General features: G+C 60.8%; 14 protein-coding genes. 10 read left to right on the top strand and 4 right to left on the bottom strand.

Annotated elements, in window-relative coordinates; genetic code table 11:
* Nucleotides 1-33 precede the first annotated feature (33 nt).
* From QYQ93_RS27915 to QYQ93_RS27885, 7 genes are all read left to right on the top strand, one after another.
* Nucleotides 34-1,392: a glutamine synthetase family protein gene (locus tag QYQ93_RS27915; protein ID WP_003195249.1), complete on the top strand. Its 1,359-nt coding sequence runs from the start codon at nucleotides 34-36 to the stop codon at nucleotides 1,390-1,392.
* Between the two features lie 58 nt (nucleotides 1,393-1,450).
* The gene (locus tag QYQ93_RS27910; protein WP_338475943.1) at nucleotides 1,451-2,815 is read left to right on the top strand and encodes an aspartate aminotransferase family protein; all 1,365 of its coding nucleotides are present in this window, start codon (nucleotides 1,451-1,453) and stop codon (nucleotides 2,813-2,815) included.
* A gap of 196 nt (nucleotides 2,816-3,011) precedes the next feature.
* Entirely contained in the window at nucleotides 3,012-4,106 is a 1,095-nt protein-coding gene (locus tag QYQ93_RS27905; protein ID WP_043047043.1) for a polyamine ABC transporter substrate-binding protein, read from the top strand.
* 240 nt (nucleotides 4,107-4,346) lie between these two features.
* On the top strand, nucleotides 4,347-5,441 hold the full coding sequence (locus tag QYQ93_RS27900) for a polyamine ABC transporter substrate-binding protein (protein ID WP_338475941.1): 1,095 nt from the start codon (nucleotides 4,347-4,349) through the stop codon (nucleotides 5,439-5,441).
* A 66-nt stretch (nucleotides 5,442-5,507) separates the two neighbouring features.
* The gene (locus QYQ93_RS27895) at nucleotides 5,508-6,650 is read left to right on the top strand and encodes an ABC transporter ATP-binding protein (RefSeq protein WP_043046984.1); all 1,143 of its coding nucleotides are present in this window, start codon (nucleotides 5,508-5,510) and stop codon (nucleotides 6,648-6,650) included.
* Nucleotides 6,647-7,567, top strand: a complete 921-nt coding sequence (locus QYQ93_RS27890) for an ABC transporter permease subunit (RefSeq protein ID WP_043046985.1) — start codon at nucleotides 6,647-6,649, stop codon at nucleotides 7,565-7,567. The genes QYQ93_RS27895 and QYQ93_RS27890 overlap by 4 nt, the downstream gene beginning before the upstream one ends.
* Nucleotides 7,564-8,448, top strand: a complete 885-nt coding sequence (locus QYQ93_RS27885; RefSeq protein WP_003195236.1) for an ABC transporter permease subunit — start codon at nucleotides 7,564-7,566, stop codon at nucleotides 8,446-8,448. The genes QYQ93_RS27890 and QYQ93_RS27885 overlap by 4 nt, the downstream gene beginning before the upstream one ends.
* A gap of 130 nt (nucleotides 8,449-8,578) precedes the next feature.
* On the opposite strand, the gene QYQ93_RS27880 is transcribed toward QYQ93_RS27885, so the two are convergent.
* Nucleotides 8,579-9,220, bottom strand: coding sequence for an HD domain-containing protein (locus QYQ93_RS27880; RefSeq protein WP_338475940.1), 642 nt, complete (start codon nucleotides 9,218-9,220; stop codon nucleotides 8,579-8,581).
* Between the two features lie 228 nt (nucleotides 9,221-9,448).
* Here QYQ93_RS27880 and QYQ93_RS27875 point away from each other — a divergent pair, with 228 nt between their 5' ends.
* On the top strand, nucleotides 9,449-10,414 hold the full coding sequence (locus tag QYQ93_RS27875; RefSeq protein WP_217880817.1) for a GlxA family transcriptional regulator: 966 nt from the start codon (nucleotides 9,449-9,451) through the stop codon (nucleotides 10,412-10,414).
* On the opposite strand, the gene QYQ93_RS27870 is transcribed toward QYQ93_RS27875, so the two are convergent.
* Nucleotides 10,392-10,745, bottom strand: coding sequence for a carboxymuconolactone decarboxylase family protein (locus tag QYQ93_RS27870; protein WP_034128991.1), 354 nt, complete (start codon nucleotides 10,743-10,745; stop codon nucleotides 10,392-10,394). The two genes, QYQ93_RS27875 and QYQ93_RS27870, sit on opposite strands and share 23 nt — an antisense overlap.
* A gap of 99 nt (nucleotides 10,746-10,844) precedes the next feature.
* Between QYQ93_RS27870 and QYQ93_RS27865 the strand changes: the two genes are divergently transcribed.
* The gene (locus QYQ93_RS27865) at nucleotides 10,845-11,753 is read left to right on the top strand and encodes an AraC family transcriptional regulator (protein ID WP_338475936.1); all 909 of its coding nucleotides are present in this window, start codon (nucleotides 10,845-10,847) and stop codon (nucleotides 11,751-11,753) included.
* A 108-nt stretch (nucleotides 11,754-11,861) separates the two neighbouring features.
* Here QYQ93_RS27865 and QYQ93_RS27860 read toward each other — a convergent pair whose 3' ends face one another.
* Entirely contained in the window at nucleotides 11,862-14,216 is a 2,355-nt protein-coding gene (locus QYQ93_RS27860) for a penicillin acylase family protein (protein ID WP_338475935.1), read from the bottom strand.
* A 26-nt stretch (nucleotides 14,217-14,242) separates the two neighbouring features.
* Nucleotides 14,243-14,818, bottom strand: a complete 576-nt coding sequence (locus tag QYQ93_RS27855) for a DUF6436 domain-containing protein (RefSeq protein ID WP_338475933.1) — start codon at nucleotides 14,816-14,818, stop codon at nucleotides 14,243-14,245.
* Nucleotides 14,819-14,917: 99 nt separating this feature from the next.
* Between QYQ93_RS27855 and QYQ93_RS27850 the strand changes: the two genes are divergently transcribed.
* Nucleotides 14,918-15,859 carry an alpha/beta hydrolase gene (locus tag QYQ93_RS27850; protein ID WP_338477298.1) on the top strand — a complete coding sequence of 314 codons (942 nt, stop codon included), beginning with the start codon at nucleotides 14,918-14,920 and terminating at the stop codon, nucleotides 15,857-15,859.
* The last annotated feature ends 99 nt before the right edge of the window (nucleotides 15,860-15,958 follow it).

The raw sequence follows: 15,958 nt of genomic DNA, 5'->3' as shown, positions 1-15,958 counted from the left end.
ATGGATGCCAGGAAACCCAGCCCAGAGGCATTTATGAGTAACAACCTCGACCAGCTCACCGATTGGTTGAAAGACCACAAGATCACAGAAGTCGAATGCATGATTGGCGACCTCACCGGCATCACCCGGGGCAAGATCTCGCCGACCAACAAGTTCATCGCCGAAAAAGGCATGCGCCTGCCCGAGAGCGTTCTGTTGCAGACCGTGACCGGCGACTATGTCGAAGATGACATCTATTACGAATTGCTCGACCCGGCCGATATTGACATGATCTGCCGCCCCGACCAGAACGCGGTATTCCTGGTGCCATGGGCCATCGAGCCGACCGCCCAGGTGATCCACGACACCTACGACAAGCAAGGCAACCCGATCGAGCTGTCGCCTCGCAACGTACTCAAGAAAGTCCTCAAGCTCTACTCCGACCGCGGCTGGCAGCCCATCGTGGCGCCGGAGATGGAGTTCTACCTGACCAAGCGCTGCGAAGACCCGGACTTCCCGCTGCAGCCGCCGATTGGCCGTTCCGGCCGCCCGGAAACCGGTCGCCAGTCCTTCTCTATAGAAGCCGCCAACGAATTCGACCCATTGTTCGAAGACGTCTACGACTGGTGCGAACTGCAGGAGCTGGACCTCGACACCCTGATCCACGAGGACGGCACGGCGCAGATGGAAATCAACTTCCGTCATGGCGATGCCTTGTCCCTGGCCGACCAGATCCTGGTGTTCAAGCGCACCATGCGTGAAGCCGCGCTCAAGCACGATGTGGCCGCCACCTTCATGGCCAAGCCAATGACCGGCGAGCCCGGCAGCGCGATGCACCTGCACCAGAGCATCATCGACATCGCCACCGGCAAGAACGTGTTCTCCAATGAAGACGGGACCATGAGCCAGCTGTTCCTCAACCACATCGGCGGCCTGCAGAAATTCATCCCCGAGTTGCTGCCGTTGTTTGCCCCCAACGTGAACTCGTTCCGCCGCTTCCTGCCCGATACCTCGGCGCCGGTAAACGTGGAGTGGGGCGAAGAAAACCGCACCGTCGGCCTGCGCGTACCGGATGCCGGCCCGCAGAACCGCCGCGTGGAGAACCGCCTGCCGGGCGCCGATGCCAACCCCTACCTGGCGATTGCCGCCAGCCTGTTGTGCGGCTACATCGGCATGGTCGAAGGTCACAACCCGAGTGCGCCTGTAGTGGGCCGTGGTTATGAGCGGCGCAATCTGCGCTTGCCGTTGACCATCGAAGACGCCCTGGAGCGTATGGAAAACAGCAAGACCATCGAGAAATACCTGGGGCAGAAATTCATCACAGGCTACGTCGCGGTCAAGCGGGCCGAGCATGAAAACTTCAAGCGCGTGATCAGTTCGTGGGAGCGGGAATTCCTGCTCTTCGCCGTCTGATGCGCCGGGCGCGTCGTAGGAAAGACGCGCCTTCACCTGAAAAGTCTAGGAGATTGGTATGTCCAGCAATAACCCGCAAACCCGTGAATGGCAAGCCTTGAGCAATGATCACCACCTGGCGCCGTTCAGCGACTTCAAGCAATTGAAAGAGAAAGGCCCACGGATCATCACCAAAGCCCACGGCGTTTACCTGTGGGACAGCGAAGGCAACAAGATCCTCGACGGCATGGCCGGCCTGTGGTGCGTGGCGATCGGTTACGGTCGCGATGAACTGGCCGATGCCGCCGCCAAGCAGATGAAAGAGCTGCCTTACTACAACCTGTTCTTCCAGACCGCGCACCCGCCGGTGCTGGAACTGGCCAAGGCGATTTCCGACATCGCACCGGCCGGCATGAACCACGTGTTCTTCACCGGCTCCGGCTCCGAAGGCAACGACACCATGTTGCGCATGGTCCGCCACTACTGGGCGATCAAGGGCCAGCCGAACAAGAAAACCATCATTGCCCGCAAGAATGGCTACCACGGCTCCACCGTGGCCGGCGCCAGCCTGGGCGGCATGAACTATATGCATGAACAGGGCGACTTGCCGATCCCGGGCATCACCCACATCGCCCAGCCATACTGGTTTGGCGAAGGCGGCGACATGAGCCCCGATGAGTTCGGTGTGTGGGCGGCCAACCAGCTGGAAGAGAAGATCCTGGAACTGGGCGTGGACAACGTCGGTGCCTTTATTGCCGAGCCGATCCAGGGCGCCGGTGGCGTGATCGTGCCGCCAGCCACCTACTGGCCGCGCATCAAGGAAATCCTCGCCAAGTACGACATCCTGTTTGTTGCCGACGAAGTGATCTGCGGTTTTGGCCGTACCGGTGAGTGGTTTGGTAGCGATTTCTACGACCTCAAGCCACACATGATGACCATCGCCAAGGGCCTGACCTCGGGCTACATCCCCATGGGTGGCCTGATCGTGCGTGATGAAGTGGTCGAGGTGCTGAATGAAGGCGGCGATTTCAACCACGGATTCACCTATTCCGGTCACCCGGTAGCGGCGGCGGTGGCCCTGGAAAACATCCGCATCATGCGCGACGAAAAAATCGTTAACCGTGTTCAGGATGAAACGGCACCGTATTTGCAGAAACGTCTGCGGGAACTGGCAGATCACCCACTGGTGGGCGAAGTGCGCGGCGTGGGCATGCTCGGCGCGATCGAGCTGGTCCAGGACAAGGCCACGCGCAAGCGTTATGAAGGCAAGGGCGTCGGCATGATCTGCCGAACCTTCTGCTTCGAGAATGGCCTGATCATGCGTGCCGTAGGCGACACCATGATCATTTCGCCGCCATTGGTGATCAGCAAGGCTGAGATTGACGAGCTGGTCAGCAAGGCTCGCCAGTGCCTGGACCTGACTTTGGCGGCATTGCAGGGCTAAGTGCTAGGCTCAGTGCGCAGCGGCGTTCGGGCGCTGCGCACTGGGTAGTTATATGTGAGGCTTTGGTTGAAAGCCGGCCTCGGAACTTGCCAGACTGTCGCCCTGTTTTGTTGCCCTTTGGCTGGGCCGTAAAACATATAAAGCTTGTGGCCCAAAAAAGAAAAAATCGGAGCATCACCCAATGAAGGCATTAGGTTTGAAAAACGCTGGCAAGACCCTCCTCGCCTTGTCCCTGATGGGCGCAATGGCGGGCGCGGCCCAGGCAGACAGTAAAGTGCTGCACGTCTATAACTGGTCCGACTATATTGCACCGGACACCATCGCCAACTTTGAAAAAGAGTCGGGCATCAAGGTGGTGTACGACGTGTTCGACAGCAACGAGACCCTGGAGGCCAAGTTGCTGGCAGGCAAGTCCGGCTACGACATTGTCGTGCCGTCCAACAACTTCCTGGCCAAGCAGATCAAGGCCGGTGTGTATCAGGAACTGGATACGTCCAAGCTGCCTAACTACAGCAACCTGAACAAATCCCTGCTCAAGGCCGTGTCGGTCAGCGACCCGGACAACAAGCACGCGTTCCCGTATATGTGGGGCTCGATCGGCATCGGCTACAACCCAGAGAAGGTCAAGGCTGCGCTGGGCGTGGACAAGATCGATTCATGGGATGTGCTGATGAAGCCGGAAAACATCGCCAAGCTGAAAAGCTGCGGCGTAAGCTTCCTCGACTCGCCAACCGAAATGCTGCCGATTGCCCTGCATTACCTGGGCCTGCCGACCGACAGCCAGAAGAAAGCCGATCTCAAGCAGGCCGAAGACCTGTTCTTGAAGATCCGTCCTTCGATCGGCTATTTCCACTCGTCCAAGTACATTTCCGACCTCGCCAACGGCAACATCTGCGTGGCCGTGGGTTACTCGGGTGACATTCAGCAGGCCAAGTCCCGTGCAGCTGAAGCCGGTGGCAAAGTGAAAGTGGCCTACGACATTCCGAAAGAAGGCGCCGGCAGCTTCTTCGACATGGTCGCCATCCCCAAGGATGCCGAAAACGTCGAAGCGGCCTACACCTTCATGAACTACCTGCTCAAGCCCGAAGTCATGGCGTCGATCACCAACAGCGTGCGCTTCCCGAACGGTAACGAGAAGGCCACCGCACTGGTGGACAAAGACATCACCAGCGACCCGGGCATCTATCCGTCGGCGGACGTGCAGGCCAAGCTCTACGCGATTGCTGACCTGCCGGCTGCAACCCAGCGTGAAATGACACGCAGCTGGACCAAGATCAAGTCGGGTAAATAAGGCTAGGAACCTGTAGGAGCGAGCTCGCTCGCGAAAATCGTCAACGATAACGCGGGACCTCTGATAGCCCGCGTTGCCTGTGAGTTCTTCGCGAGCAAGCTCGCTCCTACAAACAGCGGCAACCGTACAGAAAATAAATGACAGAAAGTTTTGCCGGATCGGTTTATCGAGGGTAAGTTGCGCGCCGGTTTTGTTGCCGGGCAACAACTCTAAGGCCCAACTATTTAAGAGGACCTCCACTTGCCAATTTCTTTATTTCGCAAAGCCGTGCTGGTGGGTGCAGGTATCACGCTGGTTGCCAGCGTGCAGGCCGCACCGACGGTGCATATTTATAACTGGTCGGACTACATCGGCCCCGACACCCTGGCCAACTTCGAAAAGGCCAGCGGCATCAAGCCCGTGTATGACGTGTTTGACTCCAACGAAACCCTGGAAGGCAAGTTGCTCGCCGGGCGTACCGGCTACGATGTGGTGGTGCCGTCCAACCATTTTCTCGGCAAGCAGATCAAGGCCGGGGCGTTCCAGAAGCTCGACAAGTCACTGCTGACGAACTACGCCAACCTCGACCCGGTACTGCTCAAACGCCTGGAAAAGAATGACCCGGGCAACCAGTACGCGGTGCCATACCTGTGGGGCACCAATGGCATTGGTTACAACGTCGACAAGGTGAAGGAAGTGCTGGGCGTTGACCATATCGACTCCTGGGCCGTGTTGTTCGAGCCGGAAAACATGAAGAAACTCGCCACTTGCGGCGTGTCCTTCATGGATTCGGCAGACGAAATGCTGCCTGCGGTGCTCAACTACATGGGCCTGGACCCTAACAGCACCAACCCGGCCGACTACAAGAAAGCCGAGGAAAAACTGCTGAAAGTGCGGCCCTACGTGACCTACTTCCACTCCTCCAAATACATCTCGGACCTGGCCAACGGCAATATCTGCGTGGCGGCCGGCTTCTCCGGCGATGTGTTCCAGGCCAAGGCCCGTGCGGCTGAGGCAGGCAAAGGCGTAAATATCGCCTACGCGATCCCGAAAGAAGGCGGCAACCTGTGGTTTGACGTGCTGGCGATCCCCAAGGATGCCAGCAACGTCAAGGAGGCCCACGCCTTCATCAACTATTTGCTGCAGCCTGAGGTGATCGCTCAGGTCAGTGATCAGGTCGGTTATGCCAACCCTAACCCAGGGGCGGACAAGCTGATGGAGCAATCGATACGCACTGACGCAGCGGTCTACCCACCGCAGGCGGTTCTCGAGCGGACTTTCGTCAACTTCGAGCTACCCCCGAAAGTGCAGCGTTTAATGACCCGTAGCTGGACCAAGGTCAAGACGGGCAAGTAAGGCTCAAACTATCCTGGGTTCGCCCGCCTAAGGCGAACCGCACCGTTTTTTTTGGGAGTTTCGTAAATGGCAGTTGCCTCCGGCGCCTATAAGAAAGCCCTCGAGGGCGACCAGACACCGAAAAAGGTGCTGGTCAAAATCGACCGGGTCACGAAGAAGTTCGACGAGACGATTGCCGTGGACGATGTGTCCCTGGAAATCAAGAAAGGCGAGATCTTCGCCTTGCTCGGCGGTTCGGGTTCGGGCAAGTCCACCTTGCTGCGGATGCTCGCAGGTTTCGAGCGTCCGACCGAAGGCCGCATCTACCTCGACGGTGTGGACATCACCGACATGCCGCCCTACGAGCGGCCGATCAACATGATGTTCCAGTCCTACGCCTTGTTCCCGCACATGACCGTGGCGCAGAACATCGCGTTCGGCCTGCAGCAGGACAAGATCCCCAAGGCTGAAGTCGACGCCCGCGTGGCCGAGATGCTCAAGCTGGTGCAGATGAGCCAGTATGCCAAGCGCAAGCCGCACCAGTTGTCCGGCGGCCAACGCCAGCGTGTGGCATTGGCCCGTTCCCTGGCCAAGCGCCCGAAACTGCTGCTGCTCGATGAGCCCATGGGCGCATTGGACAAGAAGCTGCGTTCGCAGATGCAACTGGAGCTGGTGGAAATCATCGAGCGCGTCGGCGTAACCTGCGTGATGGTGACCCACGACCAGGAAGAGGCCATGACCATGGCCGAGCGTATCGCGATCATGCACCTGGGCTGGATCGCCCAGATCGGCAGCCCCATCGACATCTACGAAACCCCCACCAGCCGCCTGGTGTGCGAGTTCATCGGCAACGTCAACATCTTCGACACCCAGGTGGTGGATGACGCCGAAGGCCACGCGGTGCTCAAGTGCGCTGATCTGGACCGCGATATCTACGTGGGCTACGGCATCGCCACCGCGGTGGAAGACAAGTCGGTGACCTACGCCATCCGCCCGGAAAAACTGCTGGTCACCACCGAAATGCCGACCTGCGAGCACAACTGGTCCAGCGGCAAGGTGCACGACATCGCCTACCTGGGCGGGCACTCGGTGTTCTACGTGGAACTGCCGAGCGGCAAGCTGGTGCAGTCCTTCGTCGCCAACGCCGAACGCCGTGGCCAGCGTCCGACCTGGGGTGACCAGGTGTACGTATGGTGGGAAGACGACAGCGGCGTGGTACTTCGCTCATGAACATGAAGAAATTCAAGCGGCGCTTGGATCGCATCGTGCCCAATGGCAAGCAGGTGGTCATCGGGATTCCCTTCCTCTGGCTGTTTCTGTTTTTCGCACTGCCGTTTTTCATCGTACTGAAAATCAGCTTTGCCGAAGCCGATGTGGCGATCCCGCCCTATACCGAGATCTATACCTACGTTGAGCAAAAGCTGGAGGTGGTGCTGAACCTGGCCAACTACAGCTTGCTGGCGGGCGACGAGTTGTACATCGCCGCCTACCTGGGCTCGCTGAAGATGGCGTTTTTCAGCACGCTGCTGTGCCTGCTGATCGGCTACCCGATGGCCTACGCCATCGCTACCGCACGCAAAGAGATGCAGACCGTGCTGGTGCTGCTGATCATGATGCCGACCTGGACCGCGATCCTGATTCGCGTGTATGCGTGGATGGGCATCCTCAGCAACAACGGCTTGCTCAATGGCTTCCTGATGTCCATGGGGCTGATCAGCGAACCGTTGCAGATCCTCAACACCAACATCGCGGTGTATATCGGCGTGGTTTACTCATACCTGCCGTTCATGATCCTGCCGCTTTACGCCAACCTGGTCAAACACGACCAAAGCCTGCTGGAAGCCGCCTCCGACCTCGGTTCGAGCACCTTCAACAGCTTCTGGAAAATCACTGTGCCGCTGTCCAAGAACGGCATCATCGCCGGCTGCATGCTGGTGTTTATCCCGGTGGTGGGCGAGTTCGTGATTCCTGAACTGCTCGGCGGCCCGGAAACCCTGATGATCGGTAAAGTGCTGTGGCAAGAGTTCTTCAACAACCGTGACTGGCCGGTGGCTTCTGCCTTGGCCGTGGTGATGCTGGCGATCCTGATCGTGCCGATCATCCTGTTTAACCGCAGCCAGGCCAAAGAGCTGGAGGGCAAGATATGAAGCGCTTTCGTTTCTCCAGCTTCATGCTGGTCGCAGGCTTGTTGTTTATCTACCTGCCGATGTTGATCCTGGTGATCTATTCGTTCAACGAATCCAAGCTGGTGACGGTGTGGGGCGGTTGGTCGATCAAGTGGTACGTGGGCCTGCTGGACAACACCCAGTTGATGGGCTCGGTGGCACGCTCCCTGGAAATCGCCTGCTACACGGCGGTGGCCGCAGTGGCGCTGGGCACCTTGGCGGCCTTTGTGCTGACGCGCATCAGCCAGTTCAAGGGCCGCACGCTGTTCGGCGGCCTGGTGACGGCACCGCTGGTGATGCCGGAAGTGATCACCGGCCTGTCGCTGCTGCTGCTGTTCGTGGCCATGGCGCAGATGATCGGCTGGCCCCAGGAGCGTGGCATCGTCACCATCTGGATCGCGCACACGACGTTCTGTGCGGCGTATGTGGCGGTGGTCGTGTCGGCGCGCCTGCGTGAGCTGGACCTGTCGATCGAAGAGGCGGCTATGGACCTGGGCGCACGGCCGTGGAAGGTGTTCTTCCTGATCACCATCCCGATGATCGCGCCTTCGCTGGCGGCGGGCGGCATGATGTCCTTTGCGCTGTCGCTGGATGACCTGGTACTGGCCAGCTTCGTGTCGGGCCCGGGCTCGACCACCTTGCCGATGGAAGTGTTCTCGGCGGTGCGCCTGGGGGTCAAGCCTGAGATCAACGCCGTGGCGAGCCTGATTCTGTTGGCGGTATCGCTGGTGACCTTCCTGGTGTGGTTCTTCAGCCGCCGGGCCGAAGAGCATCGCAAGAAAGCCATCCAGCAAGCCATCGAAGAAGCCGCGGCGGATGGCTGGCAGCAGCCGGACAAGCGCCGGGCGCCAGCGCCGGTCTGACTGCCGGAACTGGGCTCAAAATGTGGGAGGGGGCTTGCCCCCGATAGCAGTGGGTCAGTAACAGATGCAGTGACTGACACTCAGCAATCGGGAGCAAGCCCTCTCCCACATTGATGGCACTCCAATTTGGTTATGCTGCCCAAGGCGACTTACGAATCACCTCGACAAAATTCATCGGCTTGAACCCCGGCTCCTGATCCAGCAGCACATCGGTCTTCACGTTGCCAAACGTAGTCTGCGGGCGGTGGCGCAAGCCGTCGGCGAACGCGCAGATGATGCACTCCTTGAACCCTTCACCCCGTGGATGCGCATGCACCACCGCTTCGCGCTGCGCGCTGCTGAACGCGGCGTAGTCCATGCCCAGCACGTCCATCTCCACCCCGGCGGTCACCAGCGCTACGGTGGGGCGCAGGTGTTTCGGCACGCCCGGCGTGGTGTGCAGGGCGATGGACAACCACACTTGTTCGATATCGTCATCGCTCAACCCATAAGGTTTGAGGAACGCAGCGGCGGCGTTGGCGCCGTCCACTTCGAAACGCTCGTCGTCACTGCGGTGGCCTTCCACCAGGCCCAGGTCATGGAACATCGCGCCGACGTAGAGCAACTCCGGGTTGTAGGCCAATTGCTTGCGCTCACCGCTCAACGCGCCGAACAGGAAGACGCGGCGCGAATGGTGGTAGAGCAGGTCCGATTCGACGTCGCGAATGTATTCGGTGGTGGCCCTGGCCAAGGCGCTGTCAGGGATCTGGATACCGGCTATGGTGGTGCTCATGGTGGATCTCCTCTGGAAAGCACCTAGTCTGGTCGCGAGTGCGTGACGCAGCTATCGCGATAAGGGAGCAATCTCGGCCAATGTGCTGGCACATCGCGCCAAAGACAAAGTCGGCTAAGGTGTGGCAGGTGATCGGTGGATCCAAAGCCTGTGAAGATCAAATGTGGGAGGGGGCTTGCCCCTCCCACAGGGGATTAGTGTTTTTCAAGTTAGAAAAGGTATGACTTCATGAGCAAAACCGTCGCCATCCTGATTTTCCCCGGCGTCCAGTCACTGGACGTGACCGGCCCGATGGACGTGTTCTGCGAGGCCAACCGCTTCCTGGCGCCCGAAGACCACTATCACCTGGAAGTCATCGGTTTCAGCCACGGCCCTATGGCGGCTTCCAACGGCCTGTCCTTGCAGGCCCACAAACACTACAGCGAAGCCCGGCAGCCCTACGACCTGCTGCTGGTCGCCGGCGGCCCGCAACTGCCCTTCGAAAACTTCGGCCCCCAGTTTGATGACTGGCTGCGCGCTGCCACTGCCAAGGCACGACGCTTCGGCTCGATCTGCAACGGTGCCTTCATGCTGGCCCGCGCCGGCCTGCTGGAGGGTAAAACCGTTACCACCCATTGGGGCGATGCCGCGGACCTGGCGCGTGTGTGCCCCTCGGCCCGGGTCGAAGCCGACCGCCTCTACGTGCAGGACGGCAACCTCTACACCTCGGCCGGGGTCACGGCAGGTATCGACTTGTCACTGTACCTGCTGGCCCAGGACCACGGCCCGGAAGTCGCGTTGAGCGTGGCCAAGCGCCTAGTGGTGTTCACCCAGCGCTCGGGCGGGCAATCGCAGTTCAGTCCGTTCCTCACGCCCCATGCCGAAACTACCTCGGCGGTGGCGCTGGTGCAGCTGTACGTGCTGGCCAACCTGACGGGAGACTTGACCATTGCCGACCTGGCCAAGGCGGCCAATATGAGTGCGCGCAATTTTTCCCGGGTGTTTGCCCGGGAAGCGCGGATTACGCCGGCGGAATTTGTCGAGAGGGCGCGCGTGGATGCGGCGCGGGTGATGCTTGAAAGTAGCCACGCACCGCTTAAAACCGTGGCCTATCAATGTGGCTTTCGCGACGCCCAGCACATGCGCAGTGTGTTCAACCGCCGGCTGGGCGTCACGCCGCAACAGTTCAGGCTTAACTTTGCGGCGCCGGTTTGAGCGTGTCGTAGGCTTCCAGGGCGCGCAACGAGTAGATGTAGGCCGCGCCTGCATTCAGCGAGATCGCGGTGGCCAGCGTGGCCGCCACTTCTTCGCGGGTTGCCCCGGCCTTGATGGCGGCATCGGCGTGCACGCCGATGCAACCGTCGCAGCGGGTGGTGATCGCCACCGCGATGGAAATCAGTTCACGGGTCTTGGCGTCGAGTACATTGTTTTCCTCGGCAGCTTCCCCCAGCGCCATGTAGGCTTTGACCATCTTCGGGTTGCTCTTGCCCAATGAACCAAAGGCTTTCTTCACGGTAGGCAGCAAGTCGGACCAGTTATTGAACATTGCAGTAACTCCTGAACAGGTTGGGTGTGAAGCCAGTCTGTAGCGTTGAAGGCTGCGGCTATTGTTCAATCCGCTCATCTTTTTGACCGATGCTCGCAAATGAATGCCATCGACACCCTTATCGCGCTGGCCAACCTGCGCGGCAGCCTGGATTTGCGTTGCCAGTTCCAAGGGGACTGGGCGTTGGACCATGCGCCGGAAAGCCTCGGCGTGGCGCCTTATCACATCGTGCTCAGCGGCACCTGCCGCGCCGAATTGTCTGGCGGGCAATATGTAACGTTGGAGGAGGGCGATATCCTGCTGATGCCCGGGGGCGGTACCCACTTGCTGCGCAGTCAGGGCGTGCGGATCCGCCCGATGCAGCCTCGTGTTATCGAAGGGGGGGCGTTGACCGTGCACCGTTTGGGCGGCGAACAGCCGGATGTGGATATGCTGTGTGGCAGCTTTCACTACAACCGCCAGTCGCTACTATTCGATGCATTGCCGGACTACCTGGTGGTGTCCAGTCGCCAGTGGCAAGGCGATGGACAGTTGGCGGCGCTGATTGCGTTGCTGCGCAGTGAAGCGGACGGGCAGCAAGTGGGCGCCCGTTCGTTTATCAATGCGCTGTCGTCAGCCCTGTTCACCTTGATCCTGCGCAGTTGGCTGAGCGATCAGGCGCCAGGGGCGGGTGCCTTCGCCTTGCTCGCCGACAAGCGCTTGAGCAAGGCCTGGCAAGCCATGCTGGCCGAACCTGGGCATGAATGGACCATCGATGGCCTGGCGTCGGCGGCCAGCATGTCCCGTGCGACCTTTATGCGTGCGTTCGTCAAAGTGGCAGGTGTATCGCCCTGGGTGTTGCTCACCCAATTGCGCATGGAGATGGCGTTCAACCTGCTGCATCAGTCACGCCTTAGCCTGATCGATATCGCCGCCCAGGTGGGTTATCAGTCCCAGGCGGCGTTCAGCAAGAAATTCAAGGACACCTACGGCCAAGCGCCAGGGCGTATGCGGGCGCACACCCTATGATCGTCCCACGCTCTGCGTGGTAACGCCGCTTGGGACGCTCTGCGTCCCGCTTCTAAGGGCGGACGCGGAGCGTCCATGGCTGCATTCCCACGCAGAGCGTGGGAACGATCATCGGGCGGGCAGCAGTTTCAAGGTGCCGCGGGTATTGGCCGTCACTTCCTCGTCACTGAAGTGCGCCTGCTCATACCTGCCCTCGATATAGCTCTGCGCCTGGTCGCCATAGTGCGTATCAAAGGGCACACCGCTTTGCCCCACCGGGTTGATGGTGAGGGCGTGGGTCGGGTCGGCGAAGTCGATCAGGCGCCGTGTCGACGGGCCGTAGGTCACAGGCCACGGTGCCGGGCCGATCGGGGCGGTCTGGTTGTTCGGCACTTCGTGGCTGCCCGGTGCCGGGAACGGGCCGACGTTGAAGAGCTTATCCAATGGCTTTTGCATGCCCAGCGGGTGGCCGTGGGTCAGGGTGTGGGCCTTGCCCCACTGCCACTGCGCCGGGTCATCGCCGAACGTAACCTTGAGGTGCGCGAGGCTATTGTCCCAGGCGAGCTTGACGGTGTCGGCCCGCTTGCCATTCCACCAGGGTGAGTCCGCCGAGGCGGCCAGGCGTGGCAGCGCGGCGTCGATCACGCGGGTGTTGATCAGGGTCTTGAACAGTGCATCGCCCAGTTTCGGCTGGAAGGTCGCTTCGGCGAGGTTGAACTGCAACTGGTTGAACAGCGTGGCACTGGTGGAGTCCAGCGGGTAGTCGCCTTTCCAGTTGGATAGTTGTTCCACCAGCTTCAACTCTGCCGGGTCCTTGACCACTTCGCGCAGCACCGGCAACAGCGGCGCCAGCAGGCGCGGGCCATAGGCGGTGGTGGTACCCAGTTGAAGGGCCTGGCTGTTGGTCACATCCCACTTCACGCTCTTGTCGCTCAACTGCGCGTTCAACTGCTGGCCACGGTCGGCCAGGTTGTAATAGCCGGGAATTTCCATGCCTGTAGGGGAGGCCGGCTGCGCGTTGGCCGACACCACATAGCCACGCGACGGGTTTTCTTCCTGGGGGTTGGCACTGAAGGGGTAGAAGCCCAGCTTGTCGGCCTGGGCGGTACTGCCATCGAGGATGAACGCCGGGTTGACCCCTGCCGGGCGCATCGGCAACTGCGCCGCCGCCCACCAGCCGATATCACCCTTGGCATTGGCCCATATGATGTTGAGGCCCGGTGCTGAGACCTTGGCCGCAGCGGCCCGCGCCTTGGCCAGGGTATCGGCGCGGTTGAGCTGGTAGAAGCCTTCGAGGATCGGGTTTTCGCTGTCGAGGAACGCCCACCACATGGCAATCGGCGTGCTGCCGGCGTTCTCGCCGAGCACGTCATTAATGATCGGGCCGTGGGGCGAGCGGCGCAGGACGAGGGTCACCGGCGCCTGGCCCTTGATCTGGATCTGCTGCTCGCTGCTGGTCATGTCGACCCATTGGTCGTGATACCAGACCTGGTTGGGGTTGTCCGGGTTGACCTTCTCGGCGACCAGGTCGAGGTCGTCGTTCTGGAACATGGTCAGGCTCCAGCCAAAATCCATGTTGTGCCCCAGGAACGCCACTGGCACCAGCGCGTTGTGATAGCCATACAACTCAAAACCGGGCGCTGACAGGTGCGCCTCGTACCACACCGACGGCACCGAGAAGCGGATATGGGGGTCACCCGCCAGCAGGGGTTTGCCGCTACGGGTGTGGCTGCCGCTGACGGCCCAGGCATTGCTGCCCTCGAACTGTGGCAGGCCGTTGTCGGCCAGGGCCTGTTCGCTCAGGGCGGCGATAGCGCCGAGGGTGTTCCAGTCGTCGTTCGCCAGGTTGAGGGCGCCTTTGGGTTGCCAGTCGAGGTCGAAGACTTTCAAGTAGTCGCTGCCCAAGCGGTCGCGCACGTAGGTCAGCACCGGCTCGGTACGAAAGGCCGCGGCAAAGCTGTAGGCCATGTACCCGGCAACGCTGATGCTGTCTTCGGCGGTGAACGGGCGCTTTGGGATGCCCAGCACATCGAACTCAATGGGGCTGGGATGGCTGGCCTGATATTGGTTGATCCCGTCCAGGTAGGCTTGCAGGGCTTTCGAGGAGGCTGAGTCAGGGTCCATGTGCTCGGCGTAGCTCGAGGCGCGTTCGCGAATACGCAGGCTGCGGAACAGCTTATCGGTCTCGAGCAGCTTCGGCCCCAGCACCTCGGCCAGCTCGCCCCGGGCCAGGCGCCGCATGATCTCCATCTGGAACAGGCGGTCCTGGGCATGCACATAGCCCAGGGCGCGGTACAGGTCGGCCTCGTTCTCGGCGCGGATATGCGGCACGCCACGATCGTCGTAGCGCACCGTGACCGAGCCTTGCAGGTGGGCCAGGGTCACCGTGCCCTGGCGCGTGGGCTGCTTGCTGTAGACGTACCAACCGGCGCCCAGGGCGACCAGCACAATCAGCACCGCGAAAACCTGCAAGACGCGCTTCATGAACATTCCTTACCAAAGTGGACGGGCTACAGATCCTTAGGCCACGAACAATAGCAGCCTACCGCGAGGGTGTGAGTGGCATTCACTTCGCGTCCGGTTCCAAGGGCCTTGAGAATCGGCTCGATAAAACTGTTGCTGGCGTTGCAGGTCAGCCCCTCGCTGTAGGGGCCGAAATAGGCCAGCTTGCCTGTGCGGTCCCAAATGCCCACTGCCGGGCTGGCGGGTATCCGATCGGCGCCGGGCAGGGCGTCGATGACTTTCATGTGGCGCAGGTTGTCGGGCAGCTGGCCGTGGCTGCCGGGTTTTTGCAAGGCATAGAACTCCACTCCTTGGGGCGCGTAGTGCTCGATCAGCTCGCCCAGGTGTTGCTGGTTACCAACATTGCACGGGCAGGCCGGGTCCCAGAAGTGCACCAGGCGAATCGGGCCAGGGCCACTGAGGGCGGCAGGCAGTTGCAGCGCGTCGCCGGAGAACACTGCCGTGTGTTCGCTGAAGGCGCGCAGGTAGCGGCCCTGGAACCATTCATACGCGGCCCACAGCACGCCGGCGCAGATAACCAGGATCAGACTGGCGAACAGGGCATTACGGTATGGCGGTCGCATTCAGAGGTATCCTCGCAGGTCGCGTAGCTTGCCATGCTTGTCCTGACAGATGAATATCGCAGCTCGATATTCATCTTCACCGCCAGTCTGGAAGCCTTTATGCCCGTCACCTTTGACCCTGATCATCTGCGCGAAAGCTTGTTGTCGTTGGTGGACGCGCAACCGCTCAGTGCCGAAGCGCGGGTCTACCAACGTTTCTATGGGCTCGACCTGGCCGCCCGCAAGGCGCCGGCCGTGAGTCGCCTGGGGCGTTTCGAGGTGGACGGGTTCGAAGTAGTGGCCCAGGTGTGGTGGCCGCCTGCGCCGGTGGCGACGATGTTCATGTTCCACGGCTTCTACGATCACATGGGACTGTATCGCCACGTGGTGGACTGGGCATTGGACCAGGGCTTCGTGGTGATTGCCTGCGACCTGCCGGGCCACGGTTTGTCCAGCGGACCCCGCGCCAGCATCGATGAGTTTGCGGTATATCAGCGGGTTGTGCAGGGACTGTTCGCCGAGGCCAAGGCCTTGCAATTGCCCCAACCCTGGCACCTGTTCGGGCAGAGCACCGGCGGCGCCATTGTGGTGGATCACCTGCTCAACCACGGTGTCGACAGCCCGGCCCAGGGCAAGACCTTTTTGCTATCGCCCTTGGTACGGCCGCGGGCCTGGGGTTGGTCCCAGGTCAGCTATTACCTGCTGCGCCCGTTCGTCAAAGGCATCGCCCGGCGTTTCAGCGATAACTCCAACGATCCTGACTTCAAGCCGTTCCTTGAAGCCGACCCGCTCCAGCCCCGCCAATTACCCACCGCCTGGGTGGGGGCGCTGGCGCGCTGGATCAAGCGCATCGAAGCCGCGCCACGCAGCGCCAGGCGGCCGGTGATCGTGCAGGGTGAGGAAGATATGACGGTGGATTGGCAGCACAACTTGCAAGTGCTGCGGGGTAAGTTCGACCGGCCCGAGGTGTTGATGCTCAAGCGGGGCCGGCATCACCTGGCCAATGAGATTCCAGAGATTCGCGAAGAATACTTCCGGTATTTGACGGACCATCTGAACTGATACGGTCCAAATGTGGGAGGGGGCTTGCTCCCGATAGCGCTGGGTCAGCTACACATAAGTTGACTGACACACTGCTATCGGGAGCAAGCCCCCTCCCAC

The sequence above is a fragment of the Pseudomonas khavaziana genome (assembly GCF_036704165.1).
GTDB classification, from domain to species: domain Bacteria; phylum Pseudomonadota; class Gammaproteobacteria; order Pseudomonadales; family Pseudomonadaceae; genus Aquipseudomonas; species Aquipseudomonas khavaziana.
This window is presented reverse-complemented; position numbering and strand designations above follow the sequence as displayed.